General features: G+C 60.1%; 15 protein-coding genes. All 15 read right to left on the minus strand.

The window, feature by feature from the left end; genetic code table 11:
* Positions 1 to 4: 4 nt before the first annotated feature.
* The 15 genes from POF45_RS15335 to tssF all read right to left on the minus strand — a co-directional run bounded on the left by POF45_RS15335 (position 5) and on the right by tssF (position 22,975).
* Positions 5 to 3,253 carry an EF-hand domain-containing protein gene (locus tag POF45_RS15335; protein WP_282316062.1) on the minus strand — a complete coding sequence of 1,083 codons (3,249 nt, stop codon included), beginning with the start codon at positions 3,251 to 3,253 and terminating at the stop codon, positions 5 to 7.
* Entirely contained in the window at positions 3,250 to 4,287 is a 1,038-nt protein-coding gene (locus POF45_RS15340) for an SEL1-like repeat protein (protein WP_282316063.1), read from the minus strand. Before POF45_RS15340 ends, POF45_RS15335 begins: the two co-directional genes overlap by 4 nt.
* Entirely contained in the window at positions 4,287 to 6,323 is a 2,037-nt protein-coding gene (locus POF45_RS15345; protein WP_282316065.1) for a type VI secretion system Vgr family protein, read from the minus strand. The genes POF45_RS15340 and POF45_RS15345 overlap by 1 nt, the downstream gene beginning before the upstream one ends.
* A gap of 28 nt (positions 6,324 to 6,351) precedes the next feature.
* The gene (locus tag POF45_RS15350; protein WP_282316066.1) at positions 6,352 to 7,368 is read right to left on the minus strand and encodes a serine/threonine-protein kinase; all 1,017 of its coding nucleotides are present in this window, start codon (positions 7,366 to 7,368) and stop codon (positions 6,352 to 6,354) included.
* Entirely contained in the window at positions 7,365 to 8,093 is a 729-nt protein-coding gene (locus POF45_RS15355; protein ID WP_282316067.1) for a PP2C family protein-serine/threonine phosphatase, read from the minus strand. The genes POF45_RS15350 and POF45_RS15355 overlap by 4 nt, the downstream gene beginning before the upstream one ends.
* Positions 8,093 to 11,632 (minus strand): type VI secretion system membrane subunit TssM, encoded by a 3,540-nt coding sequence (gene tssM / locus POF45_RS15360; RefSeq protein WP_282316069.1) that lies wholly within the window; start codon positions 11,630 to 11,632, stop codon positions 8,093 to 8,095. The genes POF45_RS15355 and tssM overlap by 1 nt, the downstream gene beginning before the upstream one ends.
* 13 nt (positions 11,633 to 11,645) lie before the next feature.
* Complete coding sequence (gene icmH / locus POF45_RS15365; RefSeq protein ID WP_259497618.1) at positions 11,646 to 12,521, minus strand: type IVB secretion system protein IcmH/DotU; 876 nt, start codon at positions 12,519 to 12,521, stop codon at positions 11,646 to 11,648.
* A gap of 5 nt (positions 12,522 to 12,526) precedes the next feature.
* A complete protein-coding gene (tssK, locus tag POF45_RS15370; RefSeq protein ID WP_259497619.1) occupies positions 12,527 to 13,858 on the minus strand; it encodes a type VI secretion system baseplate subunit TssK in 1,332 nt (443 codons plus the stop codon).
* Between the two features lie 2 nt (positions 13,859 to 13,860).
* Positions 13,861 to 14,361 carry a type VI secretion system lipoprotein TssJ gene (gene tssJ, locus POF45_RS15375; protein WP_259497620.1) on the minus strand — a complete coding sequence of 167 codons (501 nt, stop codon included), beginning with the start codon at positions 14,359 to 14,361 and terminating at the stop codon, positions 13,861 to 13,863.
* 5 nt (positions 14,362 to 14,366) lie between these two features.
* Positions 14,367 to 15,563 (minus strand): type VI secretion system-associated FHA domain protein TagH, encoded by a 1,197-nt coding sequence (tagH, locus tag POF45_RS15380; protein ID WP_259497622.1) that lies wholly within the window; start codon positions 15,561 to 15,563, stop codon positions 14,367 to 14,369.
* Between the two features lie 17 nt (positions 15,564 to 15,580).
* Positions 15,581 to 15,721: a type VI secretion protein gene (locus tag POF45_RS15385; protein WP_259497624.1), complete on the minus strand. Its 141-nt coding sequence runs from the start codon at positions 15,719 to 15,721 to the stop codon at positions 15,581 to 15,583.
* Positions 15,722 to 16,027: 306 nt separating this feature from the next.
* Complete coding sequence (locus POF45_RS15390) at positions 16,028 to 17,545, minus strand: sigma-54 interaction domain-containing protein (RefSeq protein ID WP_259497626.1); 1,518 nt, start codon at positions 17,543 to 17,545, stop codon at positions 16,028 to 16,030.
* Positions 17,546 to 17,555: 10 nt separating this feature from the next.
* Positions 17,556 to 20,204, minus strand: coding sequence for a type VI secretion system ATPase TssH (gene tssH, locus POF45_RS15395; RefSeq protein ID WP_259497628.1), 2,649 nt, complete (start codon positions 20,202 to 20,204; stop codon positions 17,556 to 17,558).
* 12 nt (positions 20,205 to 20,216) lie between these two features.
* Positions 20,217 to 21,224 (minus strand): type VI secretion system baseplate subunit TssG, encoded by a 1,008-nt coding sequence (gene tssG, locus POF45_RS15400; RefSeq protein WP_259497630.1) that lies wholly within the window; start codon positions 21,222 to 21,224, stop codon positions 20,217 to 20,219.
* The gene (gene tssF, locus POF45_RS15405) at positions 21,188 to 22,975 is read right to left on the minus strand and encodes a type VI secretion system baseplate subunit TssF (protein ID WP_282316070.1); all 1,788 of its coding nucleotides are present in this window, start codon (positions 22,973 to 22,975) and stop codon (positions 21,188 to 21,190) included. Before tssF ends, tssG begins: the two co-directional genes overlap by 37 nt.

Raw genomic sequence — 22,975 nt, forward strand, 5'->3', positions numbered from 1 at the left:
ACCTTCAAAGCCCTGCCTTTAAGTGATTATATCGGCTGGTTGGATTGGTCATCCTCCTGCTATTGCCATACAGCTCAAGAACTTTTCGTTCATATGTGCTGTGTGTTGCCCCCCACGTGTCAACATTTCTGCTTACTGTGGGATTTTGGGCAAAAAACGTATCCAGAGCCGAACCTAGATCATCCTTAACAAAACCAGGTCTATTTATATCATGATCAAGTATTACAGCTTTGCCTAGTGGAGACTTTAATAGCTTTTCGGCTGCAAAGCTGTAACCAGTCGGCACTTTCTCTAGAGCACTATGCAACCTATCTATAAAATCCATTATCTGTATTTCTACATATAGCGGACTAGAAATTGCGCAGGCCATTACCGACACCGGCTGACAGTCTATTACCTGCCCAAAAGTCGCTTCGCTACATCCGAGCCCCAAGTTACTTCTCAGAGCTTCGCCCTCTAGCTTTGCGCCGTTAGCGCGTGCTTCTCCTTGATAATACATTTTTGGAGCTGATCCTGCTTCATCAAGCTTCCAGCCTTTCGATTCAAAAAATTCCGTGTATGCATCTGGGTATTGATCTTTGAATTTTTTGACTTGATTTGCTAATTCGCCAAGTCCAGACACTTTGACAGTTTTTTGCATAGCGCCAGCGGTTATTATCTCGCTGTCATAACTCTGCACGCCATTTATTTTCGCTTCATTTCCGGACATCACAACAATAATATTTTTTTCGTCTGCAGTAATCTTACCGCGAGCAACCAACTCGTCCCATTGAGGCGCGCTGCCCAACTCTTTATCACCCGTATGTAACGGGCCATAATGGGTCATAGAGCTAGAAACCCAACGTGTTACGTTGACCACAGCATTACAATCGCAAGTTTTCTTTGCTTTCATATTGGAGATGAATTCGATTGGATGGAAATGCCAAATCAACTCAGTGTTCATGGCCGCCTTACCCGACAGCTCCTCCCAAAAAACATACTTGCTTATTCTTTCCTTCTCGTGTTTCAACGTTTTCGGGGCAGACTCTAATAATTGATCGAGCCTACGCCATTTAGCAGCGTCGGCTTTATCTTTCCACTCAGTCGGATGATGCGCAACAAGCTTCGCCCAATGATCTCTCGTGTCAGCATTTTTCAACGCTTCAGCAAGCTCGCCAGGATCTACATCACCATCGTGGTTTTTATCGATTTTTGCGAAGAGGTCCTTGAAAAACTGCGGCATGTCTTCAGGATCGAGGAACCCATCTGCAGTCGCATTGCTTTCCTCAACGATCTGGAAGCCCAATTTCTCCCAGTCGTGTTGTGTGATGATTTCTGCACCGGTTTTTTTTACCAAACCGGTAACCGGCTGATCATCCTCAATGACACTGACGTCATACCAGTCTTCGGTGCCTTCTTTAACAACTGGGGCCTTGCCCAAATCAACCGCATGCTCGTTTTTGAGCGAGGTGGTACCAGTGACAGGCGCTTTTTTCTTAAGCTCGGCTCCGACCGCAAGATGCAGGTACTGCTTGCCTATCTTCAAACCGGCAACGTTCTTGAGGAAGTCTTTGACGTCGGCTTCGGCAGTAAAGATCTCAACATGAACCTGGTGCTTACTGGTTACGCCACCGTCTTCGCCAGTGAGGTTTTCTGTTTGCCCCAAGTAGCCAATCGGATCGCCAGCCTTGATGCCGGTGCTTGCCGTTTCAACCGAATCGAAGCTGGTAGGCGTAAGCGAAGTCCAGTTGAGTATCCGGTAATCTGCTGCGTTTTCTACGCATGCCCAAAAGCTTTCAGGCACAGCGCCAGTAGCAGCCAAGTCACCGCTGACCTTGGTGCATTTCGCCATTCGCCGAATGGTGCCTGCAACGTTGAGATTGAGTACTTCTTTACTGTCAAACTCAACAACACTACCCGAAATCAGCTGCATAGTTCCAAGTCGGTCGCCTGCGGGCTGGCCGTTTTGGGGAGACGCAGGTGCCCCATACAGATCCAGTTTATTGACTACGGTGGCTTTCACCTTGCCTTGCCAATAATTTGGCTCGGCTCGCTCTGGTATAGGGTCTGCGTTCCAAATGCGTTGAGGTTTGCTGTTTTGGTAAGGTGCGCCATCCTTCAAATAGGCGAACCATACCTCTGCCCCTGCTTCGCGGACTTTGTGTGTCCCATTCTTCACACTACCGGTAAGTATTTTTCCTTTGGCATACGTGACATTTCCGAGATCTCTCTGCTCCAATACTTCAAGCTTGGTGCCCGTGGACAATTTCCCAGGGAAAGGCATAGGACTTGATTCAGGAAAGTCGTCATATGCCTTGAAGTCATTGACCGTCATGGTGACTTTGGGTTTTGGTGTTTCATTTTCGGATAACGGGTAGCGCTTATAGGGCAGTAAGTGCATATACAGGCTGTAGAAGTTCAGCTTGTTTTGCTTGCCTTTGTTCGCCCCCTCCTCCGGGTTTGGCGCGGATTTGTACTCGTGACGCACCAAGCAGAAGGAGTTGGAGTACTTCAGCTTTTTCTCGTTTTCACCGAACGTTGACTCTAAATAATCTTCGTTAAGGCGATAAGCAACGACTTCCCCGTCGGCCATGCAACGTATCGGTTCGTTCAAAATGCATTGCGGAGCACTGGCGTCGCTGATGTGGATACCGCCATGCCAGAATTTGTGGCTACCCAGCAGGTAATGGCCTGACTTTTCAGCCTCAAGCACTTTGTAGACTTCTTCTGCGTCAGTGAACTGTTTACCGTCAGCCTTTCGGAAAGGGTATTGGAAATTCATCAGAGGCGCAGGGCCTGCAGGGGCAGGTGCTGGGGCGGGCTGAGCCACTGGGGCCGGTTGTGCACCCGTTCTGAATTGGGGTTTTGGACGCAAGAATTTTTCTGGCATTGGCCAGAAACCACTACCGTGTCCGTACTTGGCGGACGCCGGCCCTGATGAGGTTTGAGAACCGTAAAAATCCCCCGCGTTCCTTTCTGAGTTGATCCGCTCAATTACGCCAGTATGCCCGTGGAAGTTGATCCAGAGTGCGATATCACCGGGCTCGACGTTCGCTAATGGAATAACATCAAAATGAGTTGTATCCGTATTTAACTGTCCTGTCGTCAGATACGGGATTGTATATCCAGCATCCTGCAGCATTCGGTATAACAAACCTGAGCAGTCGATTTCCTTCCGACCGTTGCCGTTGACGTCGTTGTAGCCCTTCGCGGGGCCGTATTCATATTGGCTACGCGGGTAAGTCGCCCGCTGTTCAAGTAGTCCGGTACTCATCGGGAGCTTCCTGCTTTAAGACATTGAATTGAGTTACCAGCGACAACACCCTGGCTGGCCAAACGAACGAGGCCACGCGACTCAAGCCCATTTTTTTGTGCCTCTTGATAACATGCCATCGCCCGGGGCAGATCGGTGGGGAGTATCGTACCGGTCTCATATACCTCCCCCAATCGAGTCAGTGCGTCATTGGAGCCCTGACGTGCTGCGTCTTCCAATGCAGCAATTGATTGTTGCGGGTTGATACAGACATGCTTGTCGTCGTACTCACCCTCATCGCAATAAAAATCTGCCAGCGTCAAACCCGCTTCTGGAATGCTTTTTGAGGCTGTGATCAAAAGATCCAGGATCTTGGCATTATCCAATCGTGGTGCTTGTCCAGAAAGACTGATTCCCGCAGCAGCGAATGCCGCTTGTGCCGAACCTTGTCGCGCTCCGGCCAAGTAGCTATTCAGCTCTGAGGTGTACAAATAAACACTAGACTCGGGCGATGCTTGATTAACCAACCGGTCAAACATCGCGCCTTTCTTGAACTCTTTGTCACCAGGCGATAGCTTTTCAGTTCCGGCCACTGCATCGATTGCCTTTTCAAGCGACCAATCCTCGATACGGCTCAGAGCCCAGCAATCACCGTGTTTAAAGATGAAAATTTTCAGAAATGCGCCCACCTGATCGCGAACAATCACCTTGTTCGGTAAATCTACCTGGATCGTGAGATTCGACTTAGCGGCATTTTCTGGCGCGAGAACGCTTAATTCATCGGCGTCCAACGCTTTGAGATCGCGCTCGACAACCTTTGCCTCGTCACCATCGGCAACCACGCGAAGCTCTTGAACAGGTGAGGTGACAAATGCCTTCTGTATCTCAGGTTGGGCAGAGAAAGCTTTAACGAACTCTGCAAAATTTTCACTTGAGCACTGAGGGTCGCTGGACGATGAGGCAAAGGCTCCACTGCACATACCCAACGTCAGCAAGGCGATGGAGCACCACTTGAACTGGCTTACGTTTTTATTTGTTGTCATCACGAACTTCATCACTCAGAAAACACAAAAAAAGCCTTCGGCTTAACCTTCTCAGGCACCGCATTCCCCAACGCCTGATCCATCAAACTCCCCGCCTTATCCTGATCCGCAGCCCCCGGCAGCACCGGTGGCTTGATCCCGATCCCCGTCCCATTCCCCGCAGACCCACCGGCATTGATCTTCACCACCGGCCCGACCACGGTCACGCCGCTGGCGTCGAGTTTAATAAAGCTCCCGCCCGCCTTGATCGTCAGTTCCATCCCGGCCTCGATGACGATCTTGTCCCCGGCCTTGAGGTGGATCTCTTTCCCTGCGCTGGTCAGTTGCGCAGTGCCCAGTTTGACGTGTTGGTTCTGCCCAATGGTCAGGTGGTCGTCCATGCGGACTTCGACTTTGCGGTCGGCGATGGTGGTGCGGTGTTCTTCGGCTTTGAGTTCGGTGTAGGTGTTTTTCTCTACGGTGTCGTGGCGTTCGTTGCCGACGCGGATTTTCTGGTCGTGTTCGATGTTTTCATCCCAGTCGCGTTGGGCGTGGATGAAGATTTGTTCGGCGCCTTTTTTGTCTTCGATGCGCAGTTCGTTGTAGCCGGCGCCACCCGGGGAGCTGAGGGTTTTGAAGACGGTGCGGGTTTTGTTGGCCGGCAGTTCGTACGGGACCTGGTTTTCCTTGTGGTACAGGCAGCCGGTCACGAGTGGCTGGTCGGGGTCGCCTTCGAGGAAGGTGACGAGTACTTCCATGCCCACGCGCGGGATGCTGATCGCACCGTAGCGGTCGCCGGCCCAGGAGCTGGACACGCGCAGCCAGCAGCTGGTTTTGTCGTCGGCCAGGCCTTCGCGGTCCCAGTGGAATTGCACTTTGATGCGGCCGTATTGATCGCAGTGGATTTCTTCGCCTTTGGGGCCGGTGACCATGGCGGTCTGGCTGCCGAGCACGCGGGGTTTGCTGTGTTCCAGCGCGGGGCGGTAGAACACGGCCCATGGCGTGCACAGGAAGCGGTTGCGGTAGCCCTGGTGGAAGTCGTCCTTGTTGGCGGTGGTGTCGCTGGTCACCGACTCTTCCAGGACTTGCGGCTGTTTGCCTTCGTGGACGATTTCGGTCAGCAGCCAGAGGTCGTTCCACTCGGTGCGCGGGTGGTCGGAGATTTCCAGGAAGTGGCCGCTGTTGAGCGTGGTCTGGTCGCCCCAGCCTTCGGCTTGCTGGTAGTCGGCGCGGTGGCGTTCCAAGGCTCGCTGGCTGAGGAACTTACCGCGTGCGCGGTCGAGGAAGCGGCCCGGATAATCGTAGTCTTCGAGGTCCGGTTCGGTGCTTTCGCCCTCGGGTTTGTAGGCGGCTTCGAGTTGCAGGTTGGGCTTTTCGAAGTCGTAGTCGCGACGGGTGACGCGGCTGGTGCGGGTTTCCAGGCGCAGCTTGAAGCCCTTGATCACCGGCTCGTCAGCGACCATGCCGCTGCCCTGCACATAGGCCGTTGGCTGGCCGAGTTTGGGGAACACGGTCTGGTCGTCGCCGAACACCAGCAGGTGGGCTTTTTCGCTGTGCTGGAAGTGGTAGTGAATGCCTTCTTCTTCACACAGGCGCTGGACGAAGTGCAGGTCGGTTTCGTCGTACTGCACGCAGTAGTCGCGATCCGGGCACGGCTGGCTGAGCTGGAAGCTGTAGGCGTTGCTCTTGATGCCATGCTCGTCGAGGATCAGCGCGATGATTTTCGGCGCCGACATCTGCTGGTAGATGCGCTGGTTGGTGCGGTGATGCAAGTATTGCAGCTGCGGCACCAGGGAGATTTTGTAGCGGGTCAGGCGCTTGCCGGCATCGCCCTGGGCGACGCGGTAGATCTGGCCGTGAATGCCCGAACCCTGCGGATCGAACGCGAGGAACGCCTGCTTGTGCAGGAGTTTTTCCAGGTCCAGATCGGGGTTTTCGCTGACCAGTTCCAGGTCGAAGCGATACGCCTGGCTGATGCCTTCGGTGCCGGTGAACGACAGCACTTGCAGATCGCCCACGTAGTCATCGACGGTCAGGCTGAAATGCGTTTCGTTAGCTGAGTTGAACATTGCTTGCTCCCTGTTCGGTAGTCATCCGTTACGCCCGAAATCGCAGACGTTGCAGCCAGGACGAAGTGACGCTCATGGCGTCACGCAATTGTGCGGCGGTGATGGTGCGATCCGCCGCATCGAAAGCCAGCGCTGTTCTCAGGGCTGGCCAGCAGTGTTTCGGTAGATGCCTGGGTGCGTGCAGCTCGCGCTCCAGGTGCTCGTCGCGGGCCTGGGTCGAGGGCAAGCGGCGAAACGGATGTTTGCCGCCCGCCAGTTCATACAGCACGCAGGCCACGCCATACACATCGGCGCTGGCCGACAGCGGCTGGCCTTCGAGCAGTTCCGGGGCGGCGTAGCCTGGCGTCCAGGCGTTGAAGCGCTCGCGGCTCAGGTGCGGCAGACCGGACAGGACGCCCTCCTCGGCCTGGCCGAGGCCGAAGTCGAACAGGCGCACGCCGTCTTCGCTGAGCATCACGTTGCTCGGTTTCATGTCACCGTGCAGCACGCCACGAGCGTGGGCGTAGGCCAATGCATCGAGCAGCGGCAGCGCGATGTCGCGCAATTCTTTCCACGGCAGGCCCAATGGGCGCTCGCAGAGCAATTTGTCCAGGGTCAGCCCACGCATGAGTTCCATGGTGATGAAGGCGCGCTGGCAATCAGTGTCCACTTCAAAGGTGTGCAAACGCAGCACGTTGTCGTGGCGCAGTCGTCGGGTCAGGGCAAACTCGCTGTAGAGCAAGGTGCTGGCATCCGGCGATTCGGCAAATTCTTCGCTGAGGATTTTCAGCGCAATGTAAGGATCGGGATCGCCGAACTGTTCGCTCAGCAAGTCCCGTGCGCGGTAAACCGCGCCCATGCCACCGGCACCGAGCAGGCGCTCGATACGGTAACGGCCTGCCAGCACGTCGGGCATTTCGCCCACACTGGCCTTGGTCGGCGCCAGTGCAGGCTCAGCTTTGTGCGGCTGTCCATTCAGTGACTTGGCGAACGCAAAGTAGGTCAGGTTGTTGTCCTGCTCATCGCTCACCAGCAGGTCGTCGATCGGTCGCATGAGTTCAGTCATTGGCGGATCACCACGGCGGTCAGGTTGTCCCGCGCCGAGCCTCGCAGTGCGCCGTCGAACAGACGCTCCAGCGCAATGTGCGGCGCGGTCAGGCTCAGGGCGTTGCCCAAGGCATCGCTGCTGAGCCCTTGATACAAGCCATCGCTGCACAACAGAAACGTATCGCCGGGATAGACCTCGAGTTCAAGCACGTCCAGCGTCAACACATCGGCCGCCCCGACCGCACGGGTCAGGGCGTGGGCCGACGGATGCGCCTTGGCCTGTTCGACGCTCATCTGTTGCTCGTCGATCAGTTGCTGTTGCAGCGAATGGTCCCTGGACAGCTGATACAGACGCTGGCCACGCCACATATAGCAGCGGCTGTCGCCGGCCCAGATGCAGGCCGCGCGATTGCCTTCCACCAGCAGCGCCACGACGGTGCTGCCCATGATGCTGTCGTGGCGCCCGGCCGTGACGGTCAACTCCTGACCCAGGCGGCGATTGATCCAGTGCAAACACTGGCGAATGCCTTTGAGTCGTTCGTCGAAGTCGTCCTGCACCGGCAATTCCGCCAGGCTGGCGACGATCAACTGGCTGGCGATGTCGCCACCCTGATGACCGCCCATGCCGTCCGCGACCACCCACAGCCCCTGCTGTGGACAGTCCAGGAAAGCATCTTCGTTGCGCGCCCGAACCTTGCCGGCATCGGTGCGCGCAGCGCTGCGCCAGGGGCTGGCAACCAGCATCAGAGCTGCACCGGCATACGGAAAGTGCGCAGCACGCCCATGTCGAACGGGTTCGGCGTGCGTTGGCTGGTCAGCAAGTAGTTGGCGCGCAGGCCACCCACGTCAGCCTTGAGTACCAGCACGTCGCGACCGGTCATGTATTCGGTCTGCATCAGGTCGAACAGACGGAACAGCGACCACGGACCGGAGTTCTTCTCGATGCCGATCGGGCGACCGACCATTTTGTCGAGGACCAGACTGGTGCGACCGTCTTCAGCATCGGTCGGCCATTTGAACGACACCGGCACGATCGGGCCGTGGCGGTATTCGATGGTCTTGTCGCCAAACTTGAACTCGGAACGGCTGACGGCCGGGTCGAGGGTGTACGGCTCCAGTTTGAACTGCACCTGCGGCTCGGCCGGGTTGTCGGCGAAGAAGCTCTGGCGAATAACCAGTGCGGCGGCCATCTGGTCGAGGTAGACCTTGGAGATCGGCAGGCTGTGACCGTCGACGCTGCGCATGCGGTAGTTGCCCGGATCACCGCTGACAAACGGACGCATGTAGGTGTCGAAGAAGCGGTCGGCGATGCCCTGAGCCTTGAAGAACTCGCGGAAATCGCTGATCGCCACGTCGCTGGTGCTGTGGGCGCTGAACGGATAGCGCTTGTTGATCGCCTTGCCGTAGAAGCTGTACAGCTCGGCCTGATAACGCTGGTTCAGGTACTGGTAGGAATCGTTGAGCACCAGACGCCAGGTGTCTTCAGCCAACACGTTGAACCACACGCTCAACGGACGCGGCAAACGACCCGAAGCATTGCGCAGGTTGCTCAGCGCATCACGCTGGCCGCCCATGCGGGTCTTGGCCATTTCGAATGCCGCCTGCTCCGGCGAGCTGGCGCGCGCCAAGCTGGCCATCTGCAACTGCAGGTCGTTGAGCGCGGTCAGTGCCGGGGTCAGGTCAGCGGCCGGACCGTTGTTGTCATCCAGCAAACGGTGCAGCGGTTCGAAGCGACGTTGCAGGGATTTCTTCGCGGTGTCCGGCAGGTTCTTGGTCGCGGCCATGTCCGAGGCCTTGTCCGCTGCGGCGGATGCCAATTTGCCCAGCTTGCCCAACTTGCCTTTTTGCTCGCCCAGTTTTGCAGCGGCATCAGCGGCGTCATCCACCGGATCAGCTTCCGCCGGGAACCGGGTGTTCTCGCGCACTTCCACCAGCAATTGCAGGATCGGCGAGTTGGCCGAGGTCAGGCCCGCCAGTTGCTCGGCGCCTTCACCGAAGTCGTTGATCGCCGGCAGTGCCACCTGGCCGACCGCTTCACTCCAGAAATTGGCGTAGTCGCGGAAGTACAGTTGTTCCAGTTCGACCATCAGGCGACGCAAGTCCATGCCGCTGATGCCCGAGCCTTCGCCCAGCACCCAGTTGTCACGCAGGATGTCGGACACCAGCGCCGAGCCCTGGATCGAGAAGTACTGCTGATAACCCTGTTGGGTGTAGAACCCCGGGATCACGTAATCGGTGCCGACAAACAGCGCACCCTGTGGGCCCAGGTGTTGGCTCAAGCGGTATTCCGGCAGATTGCGAGCCTGCTCGCGCAGCATCCGGTAGACCACGTTGGCCAGCGACTCGCTGCGCAAGACCTGACGCGCCTGGGCCACCAGTTGATCGTTCAGCGGGTAGATGAACGGCTGCTTCAACAAACGCTCGAAGTGGGTGTTCAAACCGTTCTGCACGGCCGTGTTGCCGGCGTAGCGCTGGGACCACTCGGTGGCGACCCAATCCTTGAGCCACGGTGCATCGCGACGGTCTTTCATGTTCAGCATCAGGTACGCACGCAGGCTGTTGAGCAGGCGTTCGCGGTCCTTCATGTTGGCGCGGATCTGCCCTTCGAGCAGGGTCGCGACCCGAGGCAACAGCTGCGCTTCAAGCTCACGCTCGTAGGCGGCCTTGACCACTGGATTGACGTCTTCGCCCTGATACAGACCGCCGCGTTCGTGATAACCGACGTCGCCCTTTTTCGGGAACACCTGAGTGGCCGCGTAGCTGCTGTCGAGGGGCTTGAGCACCGCCATCGAGTCATCGCGAGCGGTCAGGGCCGAACGCTGTTGCGTCCAGTTCTGCGCCAGCGTTCGCAGGTTTTCCAGGCGCTCGTAGTTGGCCGAGAAACCGCCCGCCCAGAGCATGCCGAACAGAGCCAGTGCCGCCAGTGCACCTAAGTAAAGCGCACGCTGGCCCCAGTGGATGCGGCTGCGTTCGCGCTTGTCCAGACCGGCCAGATCGGCCTCGGGGAAAACTACCCGGCTGAGCAAATGGTGGATGAACCGCGAACGGCCACTGCGCAGGGTCGGCAGCATGCCGCTCTTCATGCCCAGGTTGGCGCCGATCGCCGCCGCGCTCGGGTCCATTTCCTGGGTCAGGTGCGGTGCGCTGGTCAGGTAGAAACCGCGCAGCTGGCTGACACGCTGGTAGCGATTGCCGGTGAACGCCATGTCGACGAACAGGCACAGGCGCTCGCCGATCTGGCCGAGTTGATGCGGGAAATCGAGGATGCGGCCACGGCGCTGGGTGTCGCGCTCCTGGTGCATGCGCATGATCACCTGACTGTTGAGGCGACGCAGCAGCTCTTCGAACTCGGAACGCAGCACGGTGGCATCGGCGCCGCTCTGCTCTTTGCGGAAGCTGGTGCCGAGCACCTGATCGCTTTCTTCGCGGGTCAGTTGATCGAAGAATTCGTCGAAACCGAGCAGCGTGTCAGCCTTGCTCAGCACCAGATAGATCGGCACATCGACGTGCAGTTTCTGATGCACGTCTTGCAAGCGGGCGCGGACCTGACGGGCCAGGACTTCGAGTTCTTTCTCGTCGGGGCACAGCAGGCTTTCCACCGGGATGGCCACCAACACACCGTTCAACGGACGGTTGCGACGACGCTTGCGCAGCAGGTCGAGCAAGGTGCTCCAGGCGCTGCCGTCGACTTCGCCGTCTGGCTGGGTCAGGTAGCGGCCCGCGGTATCGATCAGTACGCCGTGGTCGGCGAAGTACCAGTCGCAGTGACGGGTGCCGAGGGTGTCGCGGGTCAGCTTGCGGTCGATCTTGTTGATCGGAAACTCAAGGCCCGAGAAGTCCAGCAAGCTGGTCTTGCCGCTGCCCTGTGGGCCGATCAGCAAGTACCACGGCAAGTCACCGCGCCAACGTTCGCTGCGCCCGCGATAGAGGCTCGAAGTCTTCAGGGTTTTGAGGGCGTCCTTGAACCGCGCCTTCAACTCCTTCTGCTCTTCGTCGATCAGCTCTTCGCGGCGGATACGGTCCTGGCCGTCTTCGGTGTCCTCGACAGCCTTTTTGCGCACACCGGCGCGCCAGCTGACGAAGACCATGGTCAGGCCCCAGATCAGGAACAGCACACTGATGGTCAGCAAGCGGGAGGTGGAGCCTTCCCAGAACTTGTAGTCATCGACCGCCAGCAGCGGCCCGGCGAACCACACCAGCAGCGCGACGAACAGCACCAGCAGCAGGGTCCAGACCCAGGTCTTGCGCAGGAATGCGCCGACTTTCTTGAAAAACTTTTTCATCACACGTCCCTGTTTACGGCTGCGACTGCGGCTGGGCCGCTGCCGGATCTAGCGGCTGATAAGGTTGCAGAACGGTGTCGCGTTGCTCGCCCAGTACCCAGGCGAAGCCCGAGTACATGACCACCAGGCAGACGAAGGTGAACAGCACCACCATCCACGCCGGCACGATGCGCACCAGGCTGCGGCGCTGATCGTTCAGGCCTTCCCAATGCGGCGACAACTCGCGGGGCACGTCACCGCGCAATTGACGGATCTGGCGATACAGGGCGTCGCGGATGCCTTCGAGTTCGAGCATGCCGCGAGCCTGCACCCGGTACTTGCCTTCAAAGCCCAGGGACAGGCACAGGTACATCAGCTCCAGCATCGGCAGGTGCTTGACCGGGTTCTTCGACAGGCGATCCAGCAGCTGGAAGAACTTCTCGCCGCCAAACGTTTCGTTGTGGAAGCTGCTGAGCAGACTCATCTGCGACCACTCGCTCTCGTTGCCCCACGGCGTGGTCACGACCGCTTCGTCGGCCACGGTGCAGAGCACGTAGCGCGCCGCCATCACCTGGCTGCTTTCGGCGCCATTGTGCAAGGCGCTGACTTCAAACAGTTTCAGCCCGGTGGTCAGTCGCTCGTTGAGCGCGTGCATGTCTTCGCGGGTTTGGCTGTGCTTGAGGCGCACCACTTCCGACAACAGCTCGGAGGCGGCGGCCACCAGCGAGTTGAGGCTGATGTTGAACGCTTCGGCCGGGCGCAGGCGCGCGGCGTAGATCATGCGTTCTTCGAGCTGCTCGAAACGTGGCGGCGCAGCGAAGTCCGTCAGCGGACTCGACGCCGGGCCGTGGCCCTGACGGTCGAGCAGGACGGTTTTGTCGTCCTGGTTGTATTCCGTGTCCTTGATCATGTCGGTCAGTTCCTGATGGCCCAGAATTTCAGTTCAAGCTCGGCGAATTCGCCGGACACGTGGAACGCGAAACCGCCGGAGCGTTCGAGTTGTGCCAGGTCTTCGGAACTGAGTTCGAGGATGAAATAGGTTTTGTTGGAGTGGAACGCGATCTGCCGTGGCGCCACCGGCAACGGTTTGACCTTGATGCCTGGCAGGTGCAGGTTGACCAACTGGCGGATGCGCTCCACCGGGCCGACCTTGAGGTGCGCCGGCAAGCGGTGGCGCAGTTCTTCGGAGTCGCAGTTGGCACTGGCCGCCAGCACGAACGACGCCGAGCCCAGCAGTTTGTGGTCGTGCAACGGCGAGACGATGATGCCGTACTGACGCGCTTGCAGGATCAGTTCGATGGCGTGCTGTTCCAGCACCATCGACAACACCTGACGAATCGCTTCCATCAGTTTGCGAAAGCTCGCGCCCTGGTCGCTGTGCTGATAACGGCTGTCCAGGCGCGGGCGTTTACTGTCGCTGGAGAAGGTCGCCAGATCGCCGAGCATGGTCAGCAGCGTGCGGTACAACTCTTCCGGGTGCACCTGTTCCAGGCCGAGGTAGTGACGCAGCAGCAGTTCGGTGCGGTTGATCAGTTGCAGCATCATGAAATCGCCGACTTCCGCGCCACCGACCTTGCCGTTGGAGCGGATCCGGTCGGCGATGGTGTCGCCCCGGTGGCCGAGCATGCTGATCACTTCCTTGAGGCACGACAGCAGGTAGCTGGAGGCGTGCGCCTGGATGTAGGTCGGCACGAAGTCCGGGTCGAGGCTGATCACGCCGTCCGGCGTGGTGTCGAGCACTTCGCAGATCTTCAGCTTCACGTACGCCTGATCGCTCTGCTGCTCGCCGAGCAACAGTTTGAAATCCGGGCGGGCACAGCTGACCTGGCTGGCGGAGTCGTCGCCGGCGTTGGAGTCGGCCACTTCCGCTTCGTACGCGGTGTAGCGGGCCAGCACGTCGGACTGCTCCGGGCGACGGGCCTCAATGTGGTTGCCGGTCACCAGCGGCAGCGCCAGGTAGATCGGCGTGTTGCCGGTGTTCGGCGGCACGTCGAGGGCCAACGGCTCGGTGTTGCCGCCCAGTTCGAACAGGCTGCCGTCCGGCAGAATCCCCGAGGCCTGGCTGATCACCAGTTTGCCCATGTTGAGGAACTGCAAGTCGATGTCCAGGTTCAGGAAGCCCCAGGTGTAGCTGCCCAGCAACTGGGTGCGGGTCTTCATCTGGTGGTCGTAGTAACGATCGTTGTGCTGGAAGTGCTGCGGACGCAGCAACATACCTTCCTGCCAAATGACTTTATGGGAGTTCATGGTCAGTCATCCGCCTTGGCGAGCGATTCATGGGTGTTGCGAATACCGGACTGGTCGAGGGTCAGGTCGGCGTCGGTGACTTCCACCGGGGTGACTTGCACCGTGTAGCGCCATTTGCTTTCCGGCAGGTCACGGTAGGCGGCCAGAACGCCGATGTAGCGGCTGCCCTCCTCCACGCTGAGCTTGAGCTCGACGGTTTCACCCGGGCGCAGTTCCAGCTCTTCGCTGGCAACCATGTCCGGTGCCAGGGATTCCTTGGCCCGTTCGTACAGGCTGAAGAAGTCCGCGTTCTCGAACGCCACCGGGTGCTTGAGCTCGAACAGGCGCACGACAATCGGCGACGGACGACCATTGAGGTCCGGGTTCAGCTGATCACTGGCGGTCAGCTTCAGGTTCACCTTGGTGACGTGGGAATACGGCGAGATCGTCGAGCAGCCGGCCATCAGCACCAGGGCGGTCAGCGCAGTCAGCATCTTGAGAAAAACGGTCGAGCGGCGAGACATGCGCATCATCCTTGGTGGTCGGTGTGTAGGGTGGAAATCAGGCGGATCTGTTCTTCGTAGGCCTGGGCGAAGTCGCGGGCCAGCAGGCGCTCGCTCCAGTCATCGTCCTGACGCAACGCCTGGTGATAACGGCCATAGGCTCTCCAGCGGCTGCCGGACGTGGCGATCAACGGCTTGTTGTCACGCTCGAAACGCAGGGTCAGCTGCTGCGGCGAGAAGTGTTCCAGCGTGCCGCGAACGGCGGCGCGGCTGGCGGTCAACAGTGCCACCTGATGCGCCTGCAAATCGCGGAACGCACGGGAGATTGCCTGCTCGGCCGGTAACTGGCCCGGCTTGTTCGGCTGCAACAAAATATCCAGCGCTTCACCGGCATCGACGGCGAATTTCAACGGGTTTTTCTGGCTGCCTTGCACGGTGGTCTGGGCCAGGCGCAGTTCGTTTTTCAATTCGCTGCGGGTACGCAGGCTCTGCTGCAAACCGGCCACGCTCTGCTTGAGCAGGCGTGCCGCGTTCAGCGCCAGCGCCTCTTTGGCGTTGTGGTCGAGGCCCTTGAGGTCCACGCCCAAGGCAGCACCGAAGTGGTCCCAGAAGCTGTCGCTCTGACGCTCGACCGCCTTCGGCGCTGGTGCCGGTGCAGGCTCTGCCGGGGCGTCGATCAGCTCCGGCACCATCAGGCTTTCCATGTCGATGCGTGCGTAATCGGCGCGCTGACGGGTGTCCTCGATGGTGGTGCTCGGCGAGATCAGTTCGTCGATTTCCGAGTACACGCGTTCCTGCTGGTCGAGGGCGTTCAGCGGATCGAGGTCGAGGAACGCATCGTCCGGAATGATGCTGCCGGCGGCTTGCGGGCGGCCCACTTCCACGTCGAAGTTCGCCGGGTCCCGCACCAGCCGCGCACGGATCTCGAAATCACCCAGCACGTACACGCTGCCGTGCTCGATCCGCACCGCTTCGCCCTTGCGCAGGCGCGCGCCGCTTTCGCTGTCCGAAATACCGTTGCTGCTGGTATCGGTCAGGAAAAACGTGCCCTCGCGATAGCTGATCATCGCGTGGTGGTTGGACAGGTGACGCTTGCGGTCCGGGATGATCCAGTCGCAGTCTTCACCCCGGCCAATCACGCCACCGGCCTGTTTGAAGGTCTTCTGGCACAGCTCCGTGGGCACGAACTGCTTGGTGTTCAGCATTTCGAAAACCAGTTCCATGATGATGCTCCTTGCGGTCACTTGCCGCGATTGACCGCCTGCGGATCACCCAGTGGGCGATAGGTGTTGTCGTTGTATTTGTAATTGCCGTTGCAGCCGCCGAGGCCGCATAGAACGACGAGGGTCAGCAGGACGGCTTGCCAGTGACGAACAGACATCAGAGGGTCTCCAGAGGTGAACAAAGTACAAAGCGCCGACCCTTTCGGGCGGCGCTGTTGGAAGCGAATGAGGTGAAGCCGAGGGCTCTGGCACGGGGCCTTGAGCTTCGCCTTTGTGGCGAGGGAGCTTGCTCCCGCTCGGCTGCGCAGCAGTCGTAAAACAGCAGATGCGGTTTGACTGACATGCTGCGGTGTGTGGTTTTGGGGCTGCTGCGCAACCCAGCGGGAGCAAGCTCCCTCGCCACAGGCAATTTGCTGGCCGCAGAGAGCATTCCAATCAACGGGTTTGGGTTGTGGAAACTGAGATCAGCCATCGAAGTCACCCAGATTGATATTCAGGCGCCCGAGGCGGTACAGCAGCGTGCGCCGTGGCAGGCCGAGTTCGCGGGCGGCGAGGGTCTGGTTGCCGTCGTTCTTGCGCAGGCAATCGAGCAGCAGGCTGCGCTCGACCTGCTCCAGGCGCTCGCGCAGGTTGAGACTGGTGTCTTCCGGCATGGCTTCCATGCGCAGGGAGAAATGCTCGGCCAGCAACTCGCCGCCCTCGCACAACAGCACCGCACGTTCGACCAGGCCCTTGAGTTCGCGCACGTTGCCGGGGAAAGCGTAACCGGACAGGTGATCCAGTGCCGCATCGGACCAACGTACCGCGTCGCGCTGCAAGAACGAGCAGGCCTTGTCGGCGAAGTGTCGGGCCAGATCGAGGATGTCGCCTTCGCGTTGGCGCAGGGCCGGCAGCTCGATGGGGAATTGCGCGAGGCGGTAGTACAAGTCCTCGCGGAATTTGCCTTCGCTGACCAGCACCGACAGATCCCGGTGCGTCGCGGCGATGATCCGCACGTCGATCTTGTGGGTGTCGTTGGAACCCAGTGGGCGAATCTCGCCCTCCTGCAAAACCCGTAGCAGCTTGGCTTGCAACGACAACGGCATGTCGCCGATTTCATCGAGCAACAAGGTGCCGCCATTGGCCGCATCGAACAGCCCGGCGCGGTCGCGGTCGGCGCCGGTGAACGCGCCTTTGCGGTAGCCGAACAGCTCGCTTTCCAGCAGGTTTTCCGGGAACGCCGCGCAGTTCTGCACGATGAACGCCTGGGAGCGACGCGGGCCGCAATCGTGAATCGCCCGTGCAACCACTTCCTTGCCGGTGCCGGTTTCGCCGCGCAACAGCACGGTGTACGGGCTGTGCAGCACCTTGCTGATCAGCGAATACGTCTGGCGCATGGCCGAACTCTTGCCGATCAAACCGTAACCGCTGGCGCTGGGCACGCTGATCGGCGCCGGTCGCGAATCACCGACTGGCTGCCGCAAACGCTGCAGCAGATGCAGTTGGCCAAGCACGAACGAGCCCAGTTGCGCGAGGGAATCGGCAAAGCCTTGCAGGTCGACATGCCGGCGACTGGCGCACAGCAACAAGCCTTCGACGGACTTCTGCTGATTGACCAGTGGCACACACAGCAGCGACTGCCATGCCGTGGCCTGCGGTGGCAGGAAACTGGTTTCGTGCAGGCTGCCACTCAACTCGCTCAGGCACACCACGCGGTTCTGGCAGAGGGCGAATTGCAGCAGCTGTTCGCCGTTGTAGTCGGCTGGCAGGCTCTGCGCTTCCCGGGGTTGCAGGATGCCGTTGAGGCACTCGGCGTTCATCCCCAGGCAGGTGTGGGTAGCGTCCAGCAGGTACAGCTGCGTGAGCTCGCATCCGCTGAGCTCGGCCAGACCGCGCACGAAGTCACCCAGCAGCGCAGCACCGTCTGCCGCCCGCGACAGGCTGGCGAACTGCGCCAGCAAGGCTTCGGCATAAACCAGCGGCTGTGGCACCAGAGTGAACATCACACCCACCTCAGGCGAACTCGCAAGTCACGCTGGCGTTACCGTCGAGCGTCGCGTGGACACGCTTGAGGCTTTCCCCGGTAGCCATCGCGTCGAGCAAGCGGTCGGCCACCAGCGGCAGTACGTGCAGGTCCAGCAAATGGTCGATCAGGCGCGCACCGCTGTCGCTCTGAGTGCAGCGTTCGGCCAGGTGATCGACAAGGTTCTGGCAGTAGGTGAAATCCAGCTGACGGCGGTTCAGGCGCTCGCCCAGACGACCGAGTTTGATTTCGATCAGCTCGCGCAGCACCGGGCCGCCCACCGGGTAGTAAGGCACCACGCGCATGCGCGCCAACAGCGCCGGCTTGAAGTGTTTGCTCAGCACCGGGCGAATGGTTTCTTCAAGCACTTCGGCGGTTGGCCGCGCACCGTTCTCGCAGAGCTCGCTGATGCGGTCACTGCCCAGGTTCGAGGTCATCAGGATCAGCGTGTTGCGGAAGTCGATCTCACGCCCTTCGCCGTCGTTGGCCACGCCCTTGTCGAAGATTTGGTAGAACAGGTTGAGCACGTCCGGGTCGGCCTTCTCGACTTCATCGAGCAGCACCACGGAGTACGGCTTCTGGCGCACGGCTTCGGTGAGCATGCCGCCCTCGCCATATCCGACGTAGCCCGGTGGCGCACCGATCAGGCGCGAAACGGTGTGCTTCTCCTGGAACTCGGACATGTTGATGGTGGTGATGAAACGATCACCGCCGTACAGCAAATCGGCGAGCGCCAGTGCGGTTTCGGTCTTGCCGACACCGCTCGGGCCGACCAGCAGGAATACGCCCACTGGCGCGTCAGGCTTGTTCAGGCCGGCAGCGGTGGCGCGCATCGAACGGTCGAGGGCATGAACGGCTTGCTCCTGACCACGGATGCGAGTGCGCAGGTCGGTGGCGAAGCTGGCGACCTTGGCATTGTGCTCGCGAGCCAACTGGGCCAGTGGCACGCCGGTCCAGGCGCTGATCACTTCAGCCACCAGGCGCGGGCAGACTTCGAAGCTCACCAGACGCTCTTTGACTTGCAACTCGGTCAGGGCCTTGTGCGTTTCGTTGAGCGCGGCTTCCAGAGACGCGACGCTTTGCGCTTCGTCTACCGGCAAGGTTTCGATCACGGTGCCTTCGGCGTCTTCTTCAACCGTGACAGTCGGCTCGACGGCGGCGGCTTCACGGGCCTTGGCCAGTTGTTGACGCAGTTCCAGCAGGCGCTCGGCCAATGTCTTCTGTTCGGTCCAGAGTGTTTCCAGCGCGACCATTTCGTCTTCGGCTTCATCCAGACGCGCTTCCAATGCATCCAGCGCTTCGTGGTCGATCAGCAAACCGGCCTCGGCATCGCGGCGCAAGGCCTGACGCTGACGGCCGCCTTCAGCCAGCTCGCCACGCAGGCGTTCCAGGCTTTCCGGGGCCGCGGCGAGGCTGATGCGCACACGGGCGCAAGCGGTGTCGAGGACGTCGACGGCCTTGTCCGGCAGCTGGCGGCCCGCCAGATAACGTGCGGACAACTCGGCGGCGGCAACCACTGCGTCATCGCGCAGGTAGATGCCGTGGCTCTTCTCGTAGACTTGAGCCAGGCCACGGAGAATGGTTACCGCCTCGCTGACGGTCGGTTCGTGCAGTTGTACCGGCTGGAAACGACGGGCCAGGGCCGGGTCTTTTTCGAAGTACTTCTTGTACTCCGCCCAAGTGGTGGCGGCGATGGTGCGCAACTCGCCACGGGCCAGGGCCGGCTTGAGCAGATTGGCCGCGTCGGAGCCACCGGCATTGCCGCCCGCGCCGATCAGGGTGTGGGCTTCGTCAATGAACAGGATGATCGGTTTCGGCGAGGCCTTGACTTCGTCGATCACGCCTTTGAGGCGACGTTCGAATTCACCTTTGACGCTGGCACCGGCCTGCAACAGGCCCATGTCCAATGACAGCAGTTCGACGCCTTTGAGCACTTGCGGCACTTCACCGGCAGCGATGCGCGAGGCCAGGCCTTCGACGATCGCGGTTTTACCGACGCCGGCTTCACCGACCACAATCGGGTTGTTCTTGCGGCGACGGGCGAGGATGTCGACCATCTGCCGGATTGCGCCGTCGCGGCACAGCACCGGGTCGAGTTTGCCGTCGCGGGCCTGTTGGGTCAGGTTGTGGGTAAAGCGCTGCAGCAGCGATTCGCCCGGCACGGCAGGTTTGCCGGTGGCCGGTTGTTCCTGTTGCGACAGGGCAAATTCTTTCAGGCGGTCGATGTTCAACTTGGCGAGCAACGGCTGGTAGCGGCTGCCGGCGTAGCGCATCGGGTTACGCAGCAGCGCGAGGATCAGCGCGGCCTGTTCGACCTGGGTCTGGCCCAGTTCGAGGTTGGCCACCAGCAAGGCGTCTTGCAGCCACTGCACCAGTTCCGGAGCGAACACCGGGTTGCGTGAAGCGCTGTGTTCGACCCGAGATTGCAGGGCGGCGCTCAATTCACCGGCGTCCACTTCGGCGTCCTGCAACGCGCGTGCGAGCAAGCCCTGTGGGCGCTCCAGCAGGCCCAGCAGCAGGTCTTCAACGAGGATCTTGCTGCCGCCACGGGCGACGCAGCGCTCGGCCGAACGCTCCAGGTCGCGGCGAGTTTCGGCGTCCAGCGCCTGGATCAGTTGTTGCAGGTCTACGTTGATCATGAAGTCACGTCCTTAATGAATTTTGCTGCCCAGGGTCACCACGCCGTCCGCTTTTTCGCGGCCCAGCCAACTGGTCCATCCCAGGCGACAGGCGTTCTGCTCACCGATGCGCAGTTCGCGGATTTCTTCCTGGCGCAGCACCAGGCGAATGTCGTAATCAAGCGGGTCACGCAAGGTGAACCGCACCAGCGCGCACAGTGGCTGGTAGCCGAAACCGATCGGCAGGAATTCGTGAAAGCGCTGCCAGTCGAGTTCGCGAATGTGAATCCGGAACTTGCCGCTGCGGTCGCGCACGCTGTCGCCCAGCACCAGGTCTTCACCGAGTGCGCTGTTGGCGCGGCCCAGGCGATTGCGCTGTTCGTCGAGAATTTCCACACGGCGCTCGATGCACTGCTCGATGGTCAGTTCGGCGTGTTTGAAGTAGTAACGCAGCACCGCTTCGATCAGCGCCGCCGAGTGCGCCCGCAAACTGAGCAGGCCGAGGTATGGCAGCAGGCGCTTCCAGTTGAGTTCCTGGGCGCGGCGAATCTCTTCGCCACCGAGGCCGATCAGGGCAAACAATTGCGAGGAAAACGGGTCGAGCGCACCGCTCTCGAAGCTGGCGCGGTAGCGGTATTTCTTCCAGATCGGCAGCATCAGCCGTTGCAGGCGATGGTGAAACAGGTCGAGGAAATTGCGCGTCGGGTTGCCGTCTTCGCTGTCGCCCAGGGCTTGCTCGCCGTAGAACGCCGGCAGTGGCGAACCGGAACCGACCAGGCCGATCAGGTTGAAACGCAGGCGCGCGCGCAGCTGTCCGTGTTCGTGGAAAAACTCCACGCGATCAACGTCACTGCCAGGGAATCCCAGGCTCGGGTTGGCCTGGAATTCCAGCTGGTCGTACAAATCGTCCTGGCTCAGGTGCGGGTGGGCCTCGCGCAGCCGGTCAACCACCAGCAGCACGGCCTGAAACAGCGAGTACTCGCGTATTCCTCGGGTCAGTCCGCTTAAAGAAGCGGCTGAAGGCCCATACGTGGTGTCCATTGGTACACCTCTCCCTGTGTGCTTTTTACCCGCAGCTCGTGGTACGAATTGAGACTGGCGTAAAGCGCGAAAAACTCGTTAAGAACCGAAGCGAAAACGAACAGGTCGCCCTCACCGATATACCCTTCCGGGTCGATGGTCAGCTCGGTGCGCAAACCGCGTACCGGCAACCCTCGGTGCAGTCGATCGACGTGCTGGTGCTTGATCGATTTGAGCCCGCCCAGCAGGCGCTTGCTGACTTTCTCCGCGTGCTGGTCGTAGTAGCGCGGCAAGTCGTAGGTTTCGAGAATCACCTTCAACGCATTGACGTCGGCCAGCGACAGATAGTTGAGCGACATGTTGCTGATCAGCTTCCAGAGGAAGTCACGGTTCAGCGGCGGCGCGAAACTCGACGTGGCCGGGGTGATGTTGCGGAAGCTGAGGAACTCCGGCGTTTCTTCGCACGCCTGGCTGATGTCGCCGAGCTTGAGCTTGCGCGGCAAGTTCTGGTTGGTGCACATCAGCTCGATCGACAGGGTTTCGTGGGCTTCGGTGTGACGAATGCCGAAGCTCAGATAGGTGTCGAGGCCGTCGTGCAGCAAGGACGAACGCTGGCGGATGCTGTAGTGCGGACGGCTGGTGGGCACGTCGAAACTCGGGTCGTGCTCGAAGGACTCGAACGGCACGTACTCCTGATAACCGAGGCCGCCGGGCTTCCAGCCGGTCACGGTTTCGACCGAGAACACGCCGCAGTTTTCCAGGTCGTATTCGGCGGGCAACAGCAGGTATTCGTCCTGCTTGCCGTCGAGGCGGATCGGCAACGCGTCGTGCTTGAACAGGTTGACGATGGGCGTGCAGTACAGCTTCACGTTGTCCAGGGTCGGACGCATGCGCATGATGCCGCTCTTGCGAATATCGAAGCGCAACTCCAGACCGCGCATCTGCTTGAGGGTGTCTTCCGGCAGGGCCTTGAGCAAGTCCAGGCCGTTGACATCGACGAACAGGAATTTGTCCTGGAAGGCAAAATACTCTTGCAGGTAACGGTAGCCACGGAAGGTGTTCAGCGGATACGGGATCAACGCTTCTTCTTCGGCAAAGCCCACCGCCTGCACGCGGTCACCGGGCATCTTGAACGCCATCGGCTGGTTGTTGACGCCATTGATCGGCTTGCCGGCGCCATCCAGCGGGATCAGTTCGATGCCTTCCAGATTGCGCAGCAGGCTGAGGTACAGCATCTGGCTGATGTAGCGTTCGCCGGCGAAATGCAGACGCAAACGGCTCAGCTCCAGCTCGCCGAAGTGACCGTCGGCGCTCATCTCCAGACGCAGGCTCAACAACGAACCGTCGCCCTTCACCGAGTACGTCAGCGCAGCCAGATCCAGCGCCTGGACTTCGGTCGGGTAGCAGGTGCGGAAACGGCAACGTACGTCTTCAATCGGCACGCTTTCAATCGGCGTATCACGCTCGACCCTCAACGCCGGCCCCGAACGCTTCAGCGGGTCGAACTGCAAAATGCTGAACGCCGGCAACGGCCGCATGTAGTTGGGCCATAGCAGCTGCATCAGCGAATGGCTGAGCTCCGGCAACTCGTCATCGAGCTTCTGGCGTAGACGCCCAGTCAGGAACGCAAAGCCTTCCAGCAACCGCTCCACGTCCGGATCCCGCCCGGCCTGGCCGAGGAAAGGCGCCAACGCCGGGCTACGCTCGGCGAATCGACGACCTAACTGGCGAAGTGCGGTGAGTTCGCTTTGGTAGTAGTGGTTAAAGGACAT

Origin of the sequence: Pseudomonas fungipugnans, assembly GCF_029955235.1 — a bacterium.
GTDB lineage: Bacteria > Pseudomonadota > Gammaproteobacteria > Pseudomonadales > Pseudomonadaceae > Aquipseudomonas > Aquipseudomonas fungipugnans.

Excerpts from the sequence above, each read along its gene's own strand:
- POF45_RS15335 (WP_282316062.1), bottom strand. The coding sequence starts at position 3,253 with ATGAGTACCGGACTACTTGAACAGCGGGCGACTTACCCGCGTAGCCAA.
- POF45_RS15340 (WP_282316063.1), bottom strand. The coding sequence starts at position 4,287 with ATGAAGTTCGTGATGACAACAAATAAAAACGTAAGCCAGTTCAAGTGG.
- POF45_RS15345 (WP_282316065.1), bottom strand. The coding sequence starts at position 6,323 with ATGTTCAACTCAGCTAACGAAACGCATTTCAGCCTGACCGTCGATGAC.
- POF45_RS15350 (WP_282316066.1), bottom strand. The coding sequence starts at position 7,368 with ATGACTGAACTCATGCGACCGATCGACGACCTGCTGGTGAGCGATGAG.
- POF45_RS15355 (WP_282316067.1), bottom strand. The coding sequence starts at position 8,093 with ATGCTGGTTGCCAGCCCCTGGCGCAGCGCTGCGCGCACCGATGCCGGC.
- tssM (WP_282316069.1), bottom strand. The coding sequence starts at position 11,632 with ATGAAAAAGTTTTTCAAGAAAGTCGGCGCATTCCTGCGCAAGACCTGG.
- icmH (WP_259497618.1), bottom strand. The coding sequence starts at position 12,521 with ATGATCAAGGACACGGAATACAACCAGGACGACAAAACCGTCCTGCTC.
- tssK (WP_259497619.1), bottom strand. The coding sequence starts at position 13,858 with ATGAACTCCCATAAAGTCATTTGGCAGGAAGGTATGTTGCTGCGTCCG.
- tssJ (WP_259497620.1), bottom strand. The coding sequence starts at position 14,361 with ATGTCTCGCCGCTCGACCGTTTTTCTCAAGATGCTGACTGCGCTGACC.
- tagH (WP_259497622.1), bottom strand. The coding sequence starts at position 15,563 with ATGGAACTGGTTTTCGAAATGCTGAACACCAAGCAGTTCGTGCCCACG.
- POF45_RS15385 (WP_259497624.1), bottom strand. The coding sequence starts at position 15,721 with ATGTCTGTTCGTCACTGGCAAGCCGTCCTGCTGACCCTCGTCGTTCTA.
- POF45_RS15390 (WP_259497626.1), bottom strand. The coding sequence starts at position 17,545 with ATGTTCACTCTGGTGCCACAGCCGCTGGTTTATGCCGAAGCCTTGCTG.
- tssH (WP_259497628.1), bottom strand. The coding sequence starts at position 20,204 with ATGATCAACGTAGACCTGCAACAACTGATCCAGGCGCTGGACGCCGAA.
- tssG (WP_259497630.1), bottom strand. The coding sequence starts at position 21,224 with ATGGACACCACGTATGGGCCTTCAGCCGCTTCTTTAAGCGGACTGACC.
- tssF (WP_282316070.1), bottom strand. The coding sequence starts at position 22,975 with ATGTCCTTTAACCACTACTACCAAAGCGAACTCACCGCACTTCGCCAG.